This window comes from Mucilaginibacter sp. PAMC 26640 (genome assembly GCA_001596135.1).
Classification (GTDB): domain Bacteria; phylum Bacteroidota; class Bacteroidia; order Sphingobacteriales; family Sphingobacteriaceae; genus Mucilaginibacter.
In genome coordinates this window covers 2,275,762-2,291,372 of record CP014773.1, presented here as the reverse complement: position 1 = coordinate 2,291,372, position 15,611 = coordinate 2,275,762, and the positions used below count along the sequence as shown (strand labels likewise).

General features: G+C 44.5%; 11 protein-coding genes and 1 tRNA gene. 3 read left to right on the top strand and 9 right to left on the bottom strand.

Features of this window, described 5'->3' with window-relative positions; genetic code table 11:
- Nucleotides 1-270: 270 nt before the first annotated feature.
- Both A0256_09930 and A0256_09925 read right to left on the bottom strand, forming a co-directional pair.
- A complete protein-coding gene (locus A0256_09930; protein AMR31719.1) occupies nucleotides 271-651 on the bottom strand; it encodes a hypothetical protein in 381 nt (126 codons plus the stop codon).
- Between the two features lie 467 nt (nucleotides 652-1,118).
- Entirely contained in the window at nucleotides 1,119-1,382 is a 264-nt protein-coding gene (locus tag A0256_09925; GenBank protein AMR31718.1) for a hypothetical protein, read from the bottom strand.
- A 354-nt stretch (nucleotides 1,383-1,736) separates the two neighbouring features.
- Here A0256_09925 and A0256_09920 point away from each other — a divergent pair, with 354 nt between their 5' ends.
- Nucleotides 1,737-2,384 (top strand): hypothetical protein, encoded by a 648-nt coding sequence (locus A0256_09920; GenBank protein AMR31717.1) that lies wholly within the window; start codon nucleotides 1,737-1,739, stop codon nucleotides 2,382-2,384.
- A 134-nt stretch (nucleotides 2,385-2,518) separates the two neighbouring features.
- Here the strand turns inward: A0256_09920 and A0256_09915 are convergent, their stop codons facing one another.
- The 7 genes from A0256_09915 to A0256_09885 all read right to left on the bottom strand — a co-directional run bounded on the left by A0256_09915 (nucleotide 2,519) and on the right by A0256_09885 (nucleotide 10,514).
- Nucleotides 2,519-2,863 (bottom strand): arsenate reductase, encoded by a 345-nt coding sequence (locus tag A0256_09915; protein AMR31716.1) that lies wholly within the window; start codon nucleotides 2,861-2,863, stop codon nucleotides 2,519-2,521.
- 178 nt (nucleotides 2,864-3,041) lie between these two features.
- The gene (locus A0256_09910; GenBank protein AMR31715.1) at nucleotides 3,042-5,399 is read right to left on the bottom strand and encodes a hypothetical protein; all 2,358 of its coding nucleotides are present in this window, start codon (nucleotides 5,397-5,399) and stop codon (nucleotides 3,042-3,044) included.
- A gap of 454 nt (nucleotides 5,400-5,853) precedes the next feature.
- Entirely contained in the window at nucleotides 5,854-6,414 is a 561-nt protein-coding gene (locus A0256_09905) for an aminoacyl-tRNA hydrolase (GenBank protein ID AMR31714.1), read from the bottom strand.
- Between the two features lie 218 nt (nucleotides 6,415-6,632).
- On the bottom strand, nucleotides 6,633-8,441 hold the full coding sequence (locus A0256_09900) for a hypothetical protein (GenBank protein ID AMR31713.1): 1,809 nt from the start codon (nucleotides 8,439-8,441) through the stop codon (nucleotides 6,633-6,635).
- 229 nt (nucleotides 8,442-8,670) lie between these two features.
- A complete protein-coding gene (locus A0256_09895; GenBank protein ID AMR31712.1) occupies nucleotides 8,671-9,249 on the bottom strand; it encodes a 50S ribosomal protein L25/general stress protein Ctc in 579 nt (192 codons plus the stop codon).
- 96 nt (nucleotides 9,250-9,345) lie between these two features.
- Nucleotides 9,346-10,290 carry a ribose-phosphate pyrophosphokinase gene (locus tag A0256_09890; GenBank protein AMR31711.1) on the bottom strand — a complete coding sequence of 315 codons (945 nt, stop codon included), beginning with the start codon at nucleotides 10,288-10,290 and terminating at the stop codon, nucleotides 9,346-9,348.
- Between the two features lie 150 nt (nucleotides 10,291-10,440).
- Nucleotides 10,441-10,514, bottom strand: a tRNA-Gln gene (locus A0256_09885).
- Nucleotides 10,515-10,790: 276 nt separating this feature from the next.
- Between A0256_09885 and A0256_09880 the strand changes: the two genes are divergently transcribed.
- Together A0256_09880 and A0256_09875 are read left to right on the top strand one after the other, a co-directional pair.
- A complete protein-coding gene (locus A0256_09880) occupies nucleotides 10,791-13,928 on the top strand; it encodes a multidrug transporter (GenBank protein ID AMR31710.1) in 3,138 nt (1,045 codons plus the stop codon).
- A gap of 286 nt (nucleotides 13,929-14,214) precedes the next feature.
- Nucleotides 14,215-15,603 (top strand): serine hydrolase, encoded by a 1,389-nt coding sequence (locus tag A0256_09875; protein AMR31709.1) that lies wholly within the window; start codon nucleotides 14,215-14,217, stop codon nucleotides 15,601-15,603.
- Nucleotides 15,604-15,611: the final 8 nt, after the last annotated feature.

The following is a 15,611-nucleotide window of genomic DNA, read 5'->3' as shown; positions in this document are numbered from 1 at the left end:
GCAAGGCCGGAGCGAAGCGCAGCCCTGCACAGCCCGGGCCGAAGGCATTGCCCACAAAATAAGGCTGCCCATTGATGCCTGGCTCGTAGAATTGTGTACTCGATTTTTCACTGTAAAATTTTTAGAAAGAGCGTTGCGGAGGGCTATAAACTAAGAACTCTTCGGAATTGATCCGAAGAGTCTCACTATTGACTTAAGAACACCCCTGCTCTTCAGCTATTTTTTCAGACACCATTCCTTAAAATTAGTTTAACGAATGAAATAATTTAATTAGCAAACTGCAAATTCTAACTCGTCTATCTGTTTTGAAAAATCAACTCTCAAGGCTTCATTATATTCTTCCAATAACCGGATGTATTTGTCTTTCCATTGTTCAGCATTGGCACTCATTTTACCAACAGCTTCAAAACTTTGGGCTTGCCGGTTCTTAACCTCGAATTCTTCACCTGTAAAGATCTCAGGAAATTCTTTCGAAAAATCATGCCTTACGATCAGTCCGATTTTATAGATAACGTCAAACTTAAGATTTGGGTTTTGAAAGTAATTATAGATTGACCTTCTATTAACCTTCAACTCGTTAGCCAGATCGGTTATACTATAACCGTTTCTTCGCACGATATACTCTACTATTTGCCCTTTATGATTTTCCATCTACAGTAACTGAATATTGAAATATGCAATTTGTTTGCCAAAGTCACATTTAACAACTAATGAGAATAAACGCCCTTACGGTTACCTTATTAATTAATATTTTCTTTTAAGAAAATAAATTTGCCGAATTGCACCTATTTAAGCCTAAATTATCGTAGATATTTTTACCCAAATAGTGGGTATTTTGGGTAAATTTTACACATTTTTATGCCAACTTAACTTATTAAAGCTAAGCGCTGACGAAGTTGGAAATCATTGGGGTTTACATTTGATCTGCGTATAGGTTTAAATACTTAAATCAAAGATTGATCAACAACAATAGGCATGGTGAACGCTATTGTATCACGCTACCCTGCCCGCCGCCTTTGCAGCTTTAGCAATAGGGATGGTAAGGGTTTAGCCCGGAGGGCCGGAGCGAAGCGCAGCCCTGCACAGCCCGGGCCGCAGGCATTGCCCATAGGATAAGCTTACTTCCCCAGCGCAGTAAACGCACCCGGGAATTGGTGCCAGTAGTATACCAAGCCAAGCAGGGCGGCCAGCAGGATAACGCTTAACACCAACGCAAACATGGCGTTGTGCCGTTCTCTTTTGGCGAAAAGCTGCTTCAGTCGCGCGAGTTTTATATCCATGACACTCGAGCTGCAGGGGCCGTGGAGCAGTCCATCTAAATAACTTTCGGTGAGCTGATGATCAGCACCGGGATGGTGTTTTTGATCTTCTGTGTAGTTCATAGTGATGGGTGTAGTGCACTAAATTACACCAGGCATTCCCTATTGCAATGGGTTATTTTAAAATCAGGTAGTTATACGCGGATGGGCAATAGGGGCTTCCCCTTTGCACACGGTGCGTTAATAACAGCCACTTCGGGCTGAATTCGCGGAAGCAGTACCCGCCCGGAAAACCTATTGAAGGGCTATCTTAATAAATACGCATGCTGCCAGGTGTGCCAGATGTGAATCCGCAGGAGCGCGCACTCATAATGTACACAAATCCGGGACAGTATTCCACGATATAGGCACAATCAATTCATCAACTATCTAATTAACAGCTACTAACATAACTTTATTGCAACAATTATTATTGCAATGAAAACCTTCGCTTTAATCATTCTTTCTGTTTTCTCCATTTTAATGGTGCAAGCGCAAGATTTACAATCAAGTAAACCGGCTGGCCAGGCATTGCCGGATAAAACAGTATTTTTTTATAGTTCATTGCCCGATAGTACCATCAATGCATCGATTACACAGGAACATCGTTCTTTGTCGAATTTCTTTATGGTAGATGCCCGTTGTTTTTTCTTTGATAGTGTAAAAGTTGATAAAAGTGCTTTGGCAACGCCTGACTTTGAATCTAACAATATATACTTAAACATTAATACGGTAAAGGCACGCAAGGAAGCGGCGGGCACTTCGGTTATCAATATGATGATACAGCAATTTACGGGTATAATTGTTAAAAAGTATAAACTGGATATACCAGTGGAAGAAGAAGTGCTTTTGTCAGATTACATTTCGGGCTACTACATGGCTTGCCGGAATAAAACATTGAAAGTTAAATATGCCGCGGCAGCGGCTGAGAACACCCTGGAATTTAATGAGGTTGCTATGGATCTCCGGCAGTTAGCTTTTCGCCAGGGCGAAACGGATTTTAACAATAATTACCTTAAACGAAGAATTGTAACTTTAGCCGACCTGATCCATTCGGGATTGGCTTATTCTGAGACTTCGCTGTAATATGCAATATTAAAAACCACGCGCTTTCAGCTAAAGGAATGTTAAGCTTTTGCCCCGGATAGCCAAAGCAAGAGGTGCATTACACAGCCGTACCCCAGTGCCGATTAGAGTTTGGCGAAAAAATCTACTCCCTGTTATAATAATGCTTTAGTATAAATCGCTTCGTCAAACCCAAAGAACAAAAATCCATCCTTTTCAATCACTGGCCGTTTGATCATACTGGTTTTTTGCTGCAGCAAGTGCAGGGCATCGGCATTGGTTTTGATGCCGGCTTTCACTTCGGGATCCAGCTGTTTGTAGGTAAGGCCCTGCTTGTTCATGAACTTTTCGTAGCCCGCTTTGCCATCCCATTCCTGCAGTTTTTCGGCGCTTATGCCCAGCTTTTTAAAGTCGTGGAATTCATAGGATACGTTATTGGCTTTAAGCCAGTCGAGCGCTTTTTTAACCGTGTTGCAATTGGTGATGCCGTATACTTTCATGATGGCAAAGGTAGGAAATTGGCCGGGGAAACCATTGCCTGGATGCTACTCACCCCCACCCCCGCTCTGCTACGTAAAAGGAATAGCGATCATTATTTTTCCTGAATAGCACGTCCCCTCTCTACAAAATAGAGAGGGCTGACAAGCGATAGCGATGTCGGGGTGAGTTAACGATACCCTAATTGCGGCTTCCGCTGCTGGTATCGTCGTTGTTGATGCCACGTTTGTTCTTCTTGAGCTCGCTGTTGAGCTTGCCGAACTTGTAGTTGAAGCCAATACCGAATGTTCTAAAGATCTGGTAGTTGTAGGAGATATTATTAAAATCAGCTGTGCGGGTGTAAAAGTCCAGCTTGATGAACCGGCTGAATGGTCCGTTAGTATATACAAATACCGACGCTTTTTTCCCAAACAATTCTTTCGAGGCGTTGGCACCGTAGCCCAGGTAATAATTGTCCGTTCCCTGCAGCAGTACATAGCGGCTGTCGAAACCAACGTTGAGGCCTATACGGTAGCCATCGTCAAACTTATAGCTGCTATTGGTGAACACATGGCCCTGGTAGCCGCTATTTTTAAAAAGCTGACTACTATAAAAGCCTTCCAGCCACACGCGCAGCAGTTCTGCATTGATATTAACATTGAACTTTTTGGTGATTGGGTAATTCATGCTGAGATCCAGCCCAAGTTGCTTGTTTTTACCAACATTGGCATAGGTGGTCGTAGTAACCGTTCCGTTTACGCTCGCCAGCTGCTGAATAGTGTTATTGGCAAAGGAATAGCTGGTACTGATATTGACCGATCCTTTTGCAAAGTTGCCATAGCTTAGCTCAAAATTATTGTTTACTGCCGGGCGCAAAGCCGGGTTACCGGTATTTATGTACCGGTTATTGGTGCTATCTATAAAAGGGTTTAACTGACTGATACCGGGGCGCTGAATGCGTTGCGTAAACCCAAAAGTAATACTACTGTTTTTTAAACTGCGCTGAATCGATACCGAGGGCACCACGTTAGTAAAGTTTTGATCGAGATTGGTACCTGATGATGAAAAGTTGGCGTTGATGTTGGTGCGTTCATACCGGATGCCACCTTTGGCCGTCCATTTATTTAACTTTACCGTGTAGGAATTATACAGGCTGTATACATCCTGTTTGTAATCAAAGTTGTTGTCCTGCGCAGGATTGCGGATGTACTGCCCGCTGGCAGCGTTGTATGGGTCGGTATGGAAATCGCTGAAGTTGTTACGGTCTATCAGCTTGCCGCCTGCTTCAACGGTAATTACTTTTAACGGGTGAATATAATCCAGCTGGGTGGTATGCTCTTTAGTGCCCGAGCTGTTAAACTGGCGGTAATCAGTAGCGTTACCGGGGCTCACCATACTTGCTATATCGCTGTTGCTTTGGCTAAACTTATAGGATGCCGTTAAAAGCCGTTCTTTATTCCCTTTAAACCCACGCTGGTAATTAATACCGAAATCTTTATCTTCAAACTGACCATCGGCCACGTTGGTGGTGGTATAGTTGCTTAGGTTGCCATTATCATTTTCCTGGGTAAACCGGGTACTGCCGCGTGCATTACTGTTCTTGAAGTAGTTGAACGATCCTGTTAACAGGTTAAGGCTATCTGCTTCGAAACTGAGTTCGGTACTCGCATAACCATTATTACCCCCATTGTACCGGCTGCCATTTTGTATAATGCTGGATGGCTGGTTTAAAAAATCTGTTTGGTTATAAAAACCGGTAGTTTGCTGCGGCCGGTGACCGGTACCGCCAAAGGCGCTTAAACCAAATTTACCCTGCTTTACCGTAAGGTTTAAATTGGCCCTGTAGCCATAAGCCGTATTGTAATTGGTATTTACCGAGCCGTTGTAACCCTGGTCGGCATTTTTTTTGGTGATGATATTGATGATACCGGCCAAGCCTTCCGCATCGTATTTGGCGGGCGGGGTGGTGATCACTTCTATTTTTATAATATTGGTGCCGGGCATCGCTTTCAGAATATCCGAAGGGCTGCGAGACATGATAGCCGACTCCTTGCCGTTCAGCAAAATTTTATAATTACCGCTTCCGCGGAGTTTGATGGCATCATTGCCATCTACAGAAAGCAGGGGCACTTTACGCATCATATCCAGGGCCGTAAGTGTTTTACTTTCCGGGTCGGCGGCCACATCGTAGCTCAGGCGGTCTACCTCCTGCTTCATTAGTGGCTTAGCTGCCACAACCGAAACTTCCTTGAGCTGGTTGTTAGATGGAGAGATGGGAAGTTTACCCAAATCGATACTAATTGCACCCTTGAGGCTGATGGTTTTAGTTTTATAGCCGACAGAGATCAATGATAATTTATAGGGTTTCGCCGGGAGATTAAGGAGTTCGAAAGTACCATTATCCTTACTGAGCGTGCTTTTTACCGGGGCATTGGTTACGGCATCGGTAATAGCTATAGTGGCATAATCCAACGGTTTGCTGGTTAAAGAATCTGTTACGATACCTTTAATTGTGATAGTCGGCTTGATGTTTTGGGCAAAGGAAACCGAAAACAACAAACAGCAAACTGCTGCCAGTAAAAATCTCTTCATGTAATAGTTTTAGGAAACAGACACCTAAAATTACACTTTCGTTGCAGGCAAATTTGCGTTTAACAATAATTTAACTAAAAATTAGGTAACAAAAGCATTACAGATGCCTCACATCCCTTTAAGGCGCAATCAAATACGGTGCAATCCTGGTGGCGATGGGTAGTAGCTACGTTGCACAAGAATTAATGCGTTAAAGGGCTACAACGCGGCGGCCCGTAAGGGGTCAAAAATTTTCATAATGGCAAATGGATGATTTGGCAACAATTACCACCCTGTGCGCCATCGGCATAACCGCTTTGTAGAAAAAAGAAACAGCGCTTTGCGCCGTGGGCGCTACCCAAAGAAAAGGACCAGCCCGAGGAGGATGCCGCCCCCCAAATCAAACACATGCCTGCAACAGGTGCATTTATTAAGGCTGTACCTACTTATTAAACCTCGTCATCGTCAACTCCGTACCGACGGTAGAGAAGCTTTTGATCATCTCTATAGAACGGTCTATCAGTGCAGGTAATTCCGGCAATTCTTCTTTGTCAAAGCCACTCAGCACATAATCAACCTGGCGGCCTTTAGGGTAATGATCACCCACACCAAAACGCAGCCGGGCGTATTCGTTGTTACCTAAAGTAGCTTCGATGTGCTTAAGACCGTTGTGGCCGGCAGCGCTGCCTTTGGGTTTAAGGCGCAGCGTACCTAATGGCAGGGCTATATCATCAACAATCACCAGCACATTCTGCACCGGTATCTTCAGTTCCTTCATCCAGTGGTTAACGGCCTTACCACTCAGGTTCATGTAAGTGGTTGGCTTTATCAGATATAAAGTACGGGCCTTATGCGTAACCTCGGTATAATAAGCCAGGCGCATATTGTAAAATTTGGAACCTTCCTGCTTAGCCAGTTCATCCAGCACCATAAAACCAATATTGTGCCGTGTATCAGCATATTCCGGACCTATATTTCCTAAACCTACGATCAGATATTTCATTCGGACAAAACGATACTATTATAATAAAATCTCAGACCGGCTTTCAGCCTTAAAATTTTATCTCAGCCCAAAGATAACGCTTAAGCCAATATGCCCGAAATTGGATTGCATAATTGTGCACCCGCTATTGGTTAATACCGGGAAAAGAGATCAGACTGTGGCTGAAAATCAGGCCTCCGGAAATTCCGCAGGCCTGAGAGTACAGAGATTGAGTTATTTTATAAACCTACCACCGAATATGGTACGCGGATATTTTTCACCCTGTAGTAGTATGGGTCGAGAAAACCATTCTGGCAATCTGTAACGCCGCACCCCGAAAAATTAAGGCAAAAGGTGAGTAACAATTCGTTGCGGCCATTACCCGATTCGGGGTGAATAGCAGGCGTGTAAAAACGCGCGTACTTACCGGCCAAATACTCGCTAATTGTATAGATGTATTTTTGTGCTGTAAAAGGCCCCGTCGGGCTATCAGCTGTAGCGATATAAATGTCGCGCTTATCTTCACAGTTAAAGCCCTGATCCATAGACATCATAATGTATTTACCATTGAGGTAGGAAATGGTATTATTGCCTGGCCCCACCGCAATTTTCGCTGCATCTGTTGCTGCAGGCTTACTTACCCATGAAGAACCATCCCAGAAAGACCACGTTAGCGGATCACTTTGTGCAAACCTGGCCACGAAAATATTATTTCCATAACCAAAGCTAAATGTCTGCGAACCAAAAGAGTACACATACCCATCACTGGCCTTTACCATCCCTACAGCGTAATTGATATCTGTTTGGTTCGCCATGCCGCTTGGTGTATAACGTACCGCATTCCATTCGTTCCCCGCGTTTGGTGTAAGCTTATAAAGCGACTGGTTGGTGGCGTTCAGGCCCCTACCCTCGTTGCATTGTACCCAAACATTGCCGCCTATCTGCACACCTAACCCGGGCCATGACCAATCGGTTCCCGGCTGGTTATTAAATATCTGCTTCGGCTTGCCATGCGCGCTGTTTGGTATGGTCATGTTGGTGGTATGCTCGGGGTTCCAGTCCGTAGCCGTTGGCTGAATCATGATCGAATTATTGTAATTAAAGAAATCTGAACACGCAAATTGATGATTATCGCGCAGCTTCGAACCGTCCCAGGCATCCTGGGTAATCCACAGCACACTGCCATTGTTTAACGGTACACTAGTGCCCTGGTCAAACGCTACCGAACCCTGATTAGGATTATTTCGCTCAAAAAAACCAATAGCAGAGTCGTCCCGGTAAGCTTGCATTGGCAGTGGATTAAACGTGAAATGTTGGGCGCTCTTTTTGTCGTCCACAATTTCAAGCGTCACTTTACCATCTGCAGCGGTACTCAACGCCAAGCCGGTATTTTTATTAACAATGTTAAATATGCCCGGGGTTGATGATTGCCCAACTCGCCACAACTCGCCCGCCGCAGCCGATTCGCGATATTGCTCCGCCTGTTTCCCTGATTTGGCATCAGCGCCTGCATTCAAAAACTTACCTGTGTACAGATTGCGCAACTGGTAATATCTTATCCCTGCAGCCGTGCTGTTATATATCAGGTGCCATTTTTGCCAAACAGGCATATTGATTAAGCTTCCTCCCGTTTCTATTTTTTGGTTGTCGTTATATTTTTCATTGAAGGTGTAATTGCCTGCTACCTGTAACAATTTACCATCGTTGGCGGTAATGGCAAAAACGCCATAGTCTATACTATAAAAATCGTAAACTTTAAATACAACCTTCCATTCCTCTTTTTCGCCTGATTCGGAGGTGACCACAAACAGTTGTTTTAGCCCAGTTGCGTTAAAAATTGCACCCGATGCAGGCGACACCGTAGATCCGTCTGATATCACCATATTGGCAGTAAGTGCAGTCATATCAAGGCCCTTTTGCACGGTAACGGTAATGGTGTGGCTGGGAATGTCGATCAACGCGGGGCCTATTTGTCCTGCGGCAAGCGAAAATTGCTTGATCACTCTTCCCGGACTGGGAAATCTTTTGTATTCCTTAGAACAGGACATAACAAGTACAAGTGCCGAAAGCAGTAATAATAGTCTTCTCATGATAATAGGTTTGCTAAATTGGTTTAGCACAAACTTTATTATTATAAATCGTTTTAGCAAATTTTGAGAAAAAATATATTTTAAGTTAAAATGCGATTATGAAACCCTTTTATACAAAAATAGCGATGGGTTTAAACCCATCGCTATAATCATTTTCTCTTGTTTCCCCGTTCAGGGACTTTGAGGCTTACTTTTTACCAGCTTCTTGTTCAGCCTGGCGCAATGCACGTGAAGTAGTAACCGATACGATGGTATCTTCCTGCGCGTTGGTCAATGTTAAATTAGGCAAGTTGATCTCGCTAACTTTTACTGATTTACCAACTTCAAGCTCGCTGATGCTCACTTCAATGTTATCCAGGTGATCTTTCGGTAAAGCTTTAACACGCAGTTTGCGTAATTTCTGTACCAATTTACCACCCACTTTAACACCCGGAGAAGTACCTGTTAATTTTACAGGGATCTCGATAGTGATTGGTTTGTTCTCATCTAACAACAAAAAGTCGATATGGATAAGTTGTTCTGTTAACGGGTGGAACTGGGTATCTTTAATGATAGCCTGTGAAGTAACACCTGCAACTGTAATGTCGATGAAATGAACAACCGGAGTATAAATTACGGCTCTCAAATCAGCTGCGGACACAGAAAAGTGGGTTTGGGTTGGCCCACCGTAAAGTACTGCAGGTACCAAACCTTGGTAGCGCAGCTCTTTTGCGTCACGTTTCCCTACGTTCTCTCTTGGAGAACCGCTAATAGCAATTGATTTCATTATTTATTATTTATTCAGCCATACCAACATGGTATGGATATCTTTATTCTACTTTTATGCCATGCTGTTCGACTGGACAATCGACCATGCACTTACTTAATCTACCCTAAACAACTGGCTTATCGACCCATGCTCATTTACATTGCTTATCGCTTTTGCAAACAGCTCGGCCGTGGTAAGTACCCTTATTTTAGGGCTGCTGTGTTTTAAAGGGATGGTATCGGTAACAATCAGCTCTGTTAAAGCCGAGTTCTCAATAGTTTCATACGCTTTGCCTGATAATACAGGGTGTGTACAAACTGCCCGAACACTTCTGGCGCCGCGCTCCATAATTAAACCTGCAGCTTTAGCCAGCGTACCGGCAGTATCGCAGATATCATCTATCAATACAATGTCCTGGTCGGTTACATCACCAATAATGGTCATGCTTTCTATCTCGTTGGCGCGTTTACGGCGCTTATCGCAAATAACAACTTCGGCATTAAAAAACTTCGCGAAGCTGCGGGCCCTGTAGGATCCGCCCATATCCGGCGATGCAATGGTTAAGTTACCTAAACCAAGGCTTTTAATATAAGGCACAAATATGATAGAAGCATCCAAATGATCTACCGGCACATCAAAAAACGCCTGGATCTGCGCAGCGTGCAGGTCCATCGTCATAATGCGGTTAATACCGGCGGCTACCAATAAATTTGCAACCAGTTTTGAACCGATGGCCACGCGTGGCTTATCTTTTCTATCCTGCCTGGCTAACCCGAAGTAAGGAATTACGGCGATGATGTAATGGGCAGATGCACGACGGGCGGCATCTATCATCATCAGCAGTTCCATCAGGTTATCGGTAGGCTGATGAGTGCTCTGGATCAAAAACACGTCGCAACCGCGGATACTCTCGTTAAAGTGTGGTTGAAATTCGCCATCGCTGAACCGCGAAAGCACCACGTCGCCCAGTTCCTGGCCGTAAGATGCCGCGATGTGTTTTGACAGGTCCAGCGAACCGGAACCTGCAAATAGCTTAACTGTATTAAACTGTAAAGGCATCTCTTTTTGATTTTGGATTTCGAATGCAGAATTCAGGAACCTTCTCCTGCCCTTTCACTTTCGCCCGGCAACGTGTATAAACAAGTTCGGATTTCTAATTTTCCTTCAGAACTGAATCTGAAACTGAAAATCCGAAATCCGAAATTTCTCTTGTTGCCCGACCAGGATTCGAACCTAGACAAACGGTACCAAAAACCGTCGTACTACCTTTATACTATCAGGCAATCTCCTTCGGTTAGCAAGCTCCCCGAAAAGGAATGCAAATATAGAACGAATTTTTAGAACTCAAAAGCAAATTGTAAAAAAAATGCAAGCCATTAAAACCACCCCGCCGGGATGGAGTTTTTAAAGGCCTGATGCAGGGAAGATTTAGAGGGCTTTGTGTTTAGCAGCCTGCCGTTACGTTAAAAAGTGTTAAGTATTAGGTTTATCGCCAAAAAACCTTAATTCTTTTACTAATTTCGAATCGTAAAAAACCTGATCATACAGCAGACTGAGCGATGAACTATAACAAGTACAACAATATTTTCGGCTGGGCAGCCTTTATAATTGCCTCTGTTACTTACATTTTAACGCTGGAACCCTCTACCAGTTTTTGGGATTGCGGGGAGTTTATTGCCTGTATCTTCCGCCTGCAGGTGGCCCACCAGCCGGGTGCACCGCTGTTTACCATGATCGGGAAAGTGTTCTCCCTGCTCTCATTTGGCAACAATAATAAGGTAGCTTACTTTACCAATGCCTCATCAGCACTGGCCAGCGGGGCCACTATTATGTTCCTGTTCTGGACCATTACTGCACTCGCTAAAAAAATGCTGGTGAAGGCCGGCGAAGAGATCAGCCTAACCAACACGATCCTCATTATCGGTTCGGGCCTGGTGGGCGCGCTTGCTTATACATTCTCTGATACCTTCTGGTTCTCTGCTGTAGAATCTGAAGTATACGCTTTATCATCACTTTGTACGGCCATCGTTTTTTGGGCAATACTTAAATGGGAGGCGCATGCAGATGAGCCCCGTGCCGATAAATGGATCGTATTCATCGCCTATGTAATGGGCCTTTCTATCGGTATCCACTTGCTTAATTTACTGGTGATCCCGGCTATCGCGCTCATCATCTACTTTAAAAGATCAAAAAACGTTACTACCGCCGGTACGATCTGGGCTTTTATCCTGGGGGTTATCACCGTTGCGGTTATTCTTTGGGGGGTTATCCAGTTTACGGTTAAAGGTGCTGCCTTTACGGATCTGTTTTTTGTGAACACGCTGGGCATGAGCTTCGGCAGCGGGGCTATTGTATTCTTTATACTGGTAGCTATTACGCTGGCTGCAGGCATCTATTACACTATTAAGCCATCCAATGCGCTCATCATAACAGCCGCCGCCAGCTTTGTGCTGCTGCTTACTTTTAGTGCCGGCATTATCGGCCTTATTGGTGCAGCAGTAGTTATAGCAGGATTGGAATACGGCCTGAAAATACGAGAGAAACGTGTGGCGCTTAACAACGTGCTGATCTGCGCGGTATTTATTTTATTCGGATACAGTTCCTTCGTAATGATCGTTATCCGCGCCAAAGCGGGTACCAATTTAAATAACAGCGATCCGCAGGATGCGTTTGCACTGAACAGCTATTTAAACCGGGATCAGTATGGCGATACGCCTTTATTATACGGGAACTTTTTCGATTCCAAGGCGATCGAGCAAACCGACGGCCCGGTGATCTATCGCCGCGGAGAAAAGAAATACGAAGAGGCAGGCCATAAACTGAATACCATTTATGACCGCAACACCTTGTTCCCCCGCATGTTCAGCCAAAAAGCAGGGCACGCAGAGTTTTACCGCGACTGGATGAAGATGGGCCCTACGGATGAGCCTACCATGGGCACTAATCTTGGGTTTTTTGCTACCTGGCAGATCAGCCAGATGTATACCCGTTATTTCATGTGGAACTTTGCCGGCCGCGCCAATGATACGGACGGGCAAAGCAATACGGTAGATGGCAGCTGGCTCAGTGGTTTAAATGTGAAAAAAGACCTTCCTGCTTCGGTAACGCAGAGCAACTCTTATAACCGCCTGTTCTTTTTACCGCTGATTATTGGTTTACTGGGTGTGGTATACCATTTTCGCCATAACCAGCGCGATGCAGGTGTTGTTACCGTTTTGTTCTTTTTTACAGGTCTGGCTATCGTACTTTACCTTAACCAGGACCCTATGCAACCCCGCGAACGTGATTATGCCTATGCAGGCTCTTTTTATGCGTTTGCCATCTGGATTGGTTTAGGTGTATTGATGATCGCCGAATTCATGAGTAAGAAACTTAGTGCCAGGAACGGCGCCATTATCGCCACAACTGTTTGTTTGCTGGCTGCCCCGGTATTAATGGCCAGCCAGGAGTGGGACGATCATGACCGGTCTACCAAACTTACACCGCATGATATGGCCTATAACTATTTAAATTCCTGTGCGCCAAATGCCATATTGTTTTGCTTCGCCGATAACGATACCTACCCGCTTTGGTATATCCAGGAAGTGGAAGGCGTTCGCCCGGATGTGCGGATTGTAAACCTGAGCTTACTGGGTACCGATTGGTACATCCGCCAGATGAAGCAGAAGATGAACGAATCTGCCCCGCTGCCGATAACCATGAGCAATGATAAATTCAAAACCGGCGTACGCGATGTGATCTATTACAACGATGCTAAAATTCCCGGTGCATTTGAATTAAAAGAACTGTTCGATTTCATCACGTCGGATGATCCGCAAACCAAAGTAAGCTACGAAGGTGGCGAAACAGCTAATTACCTGCCTACCAAAAACTTTAAAATGACCGTTAACCCGGATGAAGTGGTTAAAAACGGCGTGGTACCTGCAAGCCAGAAAGACCAGATTGCACCTGAACTGGACTTTACCTACCCCGGTAAGTTTGTAACCAAGGATAATTTGGCGGTGATGGACATCATAGCCCATAACAACTGGAAACGCCCGATTTACTTTACGGTGACCGCAGGCAATGAGAACATGCTTGGCCTGGATAAGTATATGTATAACGAGGGATTTGCTTACCACCTGATGCCGCTTAAACCGGATACGGCACTGCGCCCGTTTGAGGCAACCAACACCATGGTGATGTATAACAACATGGTAAATAAGTTTAAGTATGGCAATATGAAGAAGGCCAAAAACCTGGACAATACCTCAATTACGTTGTTTTACCCGGTGATCACCCGTATGTATGCCAACCTGGTAGAAACCCTGGTGAAACAAGGGCATAACGACCTGGCTAAAAATGCGATTAAAAAGTACTACGCAGAGATGCCGGAAAAAATTCTTTCGGATGAACTGGCTATCCGCAAATACTATCTTGCGCAAAACGCTTACCAGGTGGGTGATGTTGCCCTGGGCAATCAGTTTATTAACGCACTGGATCAGTTTATAGTTGAGCAGCTGAGCTACAATTTTATTGTTTACCAGCAGGATAATACGCAGGTTGATACCCATATGGTTCAACTGTCTTTATCGTTATTAAACGGGATCACCGGTTTGACAAAAGGCTATGATCCAGCCATGAGTAATAAAACCGCGGCGCAGCTCAAAGATTACAGCATTAAGTTTCAGGGCCTGGCACCGGCGCAGGGGCAATAAGAAATTCACATAAGATCTTTGAAAATTAGATTTGACAACTTTTAGAAATTTGTCAAATCTTCCCCATACATACCAAACTGATACGCGTTAGCGATTGGAAGGGTTTAGCCACGTGTGTAATGGCATGCGCGTATGGAAAACGGGGCCGGAGCGAAGCGCAGCCCTGGAAAGCGCGGGCCGAAGGCAACGCCATAACTAACCCTAATAATTTGCTTCTTGCCTTGCAAGGACGAGCAGTTTTGTAACATCTCTAGGTCTTCATCGTCTTACTACCACAAAAGATCAAATGAATAATATCTACAAAACACCTTTTGCTATATTTTTGCTCATCTTGGGCACCGCTACCGTTTTTGCGCAAAACAAAGCCACTCTTATCGATAGCATGATTCACCGCACCAATCGAAATGGTCTTTTCAGCGGTAATATTTTGGTGGTAGACAACGGCAAAACAATCTACAAGAGTGCTATGGGTTATACTGATGCCAGTCGCACGGCACCGCTTACAGAAAGCTATCGTTTCCATATCGGTTCCATTGCTAAAGAGTTTAATGCGGTTGGCATCATGATACTGGCGGAACAGGGCAAACTAAAGCTGGATGATAAAGTATCGCAATATTTACCGCAGCTGCCTGCCTGGGTAAACACCATCAGCATAAAAAATCTTTTGCAATACACCAGCGGCCTGCCCGATATTAAATGGAAGACTGTAAAAGGTGATGCCGATATTATGGCTGATCTGCTGAAGACCGATTCGCTCAATTTTAAACCTGGCACCAGCTACGACTACAATAATATGAATGTATTTGTGCAGCGGCGCATTATTGAAAAAATTACCGGCATGCCCTTTAACCAGTTTGTAGTTGAAAAAGAGTTGAAGCCGGCAGGGATGAACACCGCAATTGTGGACCCTGTTGAAAGCACGCCACTGATGGCGATATCCTACAACAACGACTATAAAACAGGCGCATTGATCTATCCGATTACCGGATGGGTAGCCGTTACCCTTGATGATTTTTATAAGTGGGAACTGGCGCTGGAACAATTTAAACTGATCAGCCCTGCATCTACCCGGATACTACTTACACCAATTGGCCCAGGTAAACAATGTGGCTTAGGCGGCGGCGCAATGGATGCCAACAAAATATTGTTCCACAAGCATGATGGCATAAGCATCAATTACCAGGCTATTTTAGTTGGGCAGCCAAAAAAAGGCCGTGTGGTGATCCTGATGACCAATAACAGGCAAAACAACATTTTTGACATTGATGATGCCATAGAAAACATATTGGATGGCAAACCATACAGCCAACCCAAAAGATCGGTAGGGAATGATTTTAAAAGAGACCTCGATACTTTAAGCGGTGAGCAAATCGTGACTTTCTATAAGCAGCTTAAACAAAAAGATCCGGAAAAATATGCTTTTGACAAAGAAGCAACGCTGAATGAGATTGGCTACGGGCTGCTGAATGCTAAACGAACTGATGATGCAATTACGGTGTTTGAATACAATACAAAGCTGTTTCCGGCATCAGGCAATGTGTTTGATAGTTTAGGAGAAGCATATTATAACAAAAGCGATAAAGCCAAAGCCCTGCTGAATTACAAACGTTCGGTAGCGCTAAATCCAACCAACAACGCAGCAAAGGCGATTATTGGGGAACTGGAGAAGAAGTAAGGATTTGA

Excerpts from the sequence above, each read along its gene's own strand:
- A0256_09915 (AMR31716.1), bottom strand. The coding sequence starts at position 2,863 with ATGAAAGTATACGGCATCACCAATTGCAACACGGTTAAAAAAGCGCTC.
- A0256_09920 (AMR31717.1), top strand. The coding sequence starts at position 1,737 with ATGAAAACCTTCGCTTTAATCATTCTTTCTGTTTTCTCCATTTTAATG.
- A0256_09900 (AMR31713.1), bottom strand. The coding sequence starts at position 8,441 with ATGTCCTGTTCTAAGGAATACAAAAGATTTCCCAGTCCGGGAAGAGTG.
- A0256_09925 (AMR31718.1), bottom strand. The coding sequence starts at position 1,382 with ATGAACTACACAGAAGATCAAAAACACCATCCCGGTGCTGATCATCAG.
- A0256_09880 (AMR31710.1), top strand. The coding sequence starts at position 10,791 with ATGAACTATAACAAGTACAACAATATTTTCGGCTGGGCAGCCTTTATA.
- A0256_09890 (AMR31711.1), bottom strand. The coding sequence starts at position 10,290 with ATGCCTTTACAGTTTAATACAGTTAAGCTATTTGCAGGTTCCGGTTCG.
- A0256_09930 (AMR31719.1), bottom strand. The coding sequence starts at position 651 with ATGGAAAATCATAAAGGGCAAATAGTAGAGTATATCGTGCGAAGAAAC.
- A0256_09905 (AMR31714.1), bottom strand. The coding sequence starts at position 6,414 with ATGAAATATCTGATCGTAGGTTTAGGAAATATAGGTCCGGAATATGCT.
- A0256_09895 (AMR31712.1), bottom strand. The coding sequence starts at position 9,249 with ATGAAATCAATTGCTATTAGCGGTTCTCCAAGAGAGAACGTAGGGAAA.
- A0256_09875 (AMR31709.1), top strand. The coding sequence starts at position 14,215 with ATGAATAATATCTACAAAACACCTTTTGCTATATTTTTGCTCATCTTG.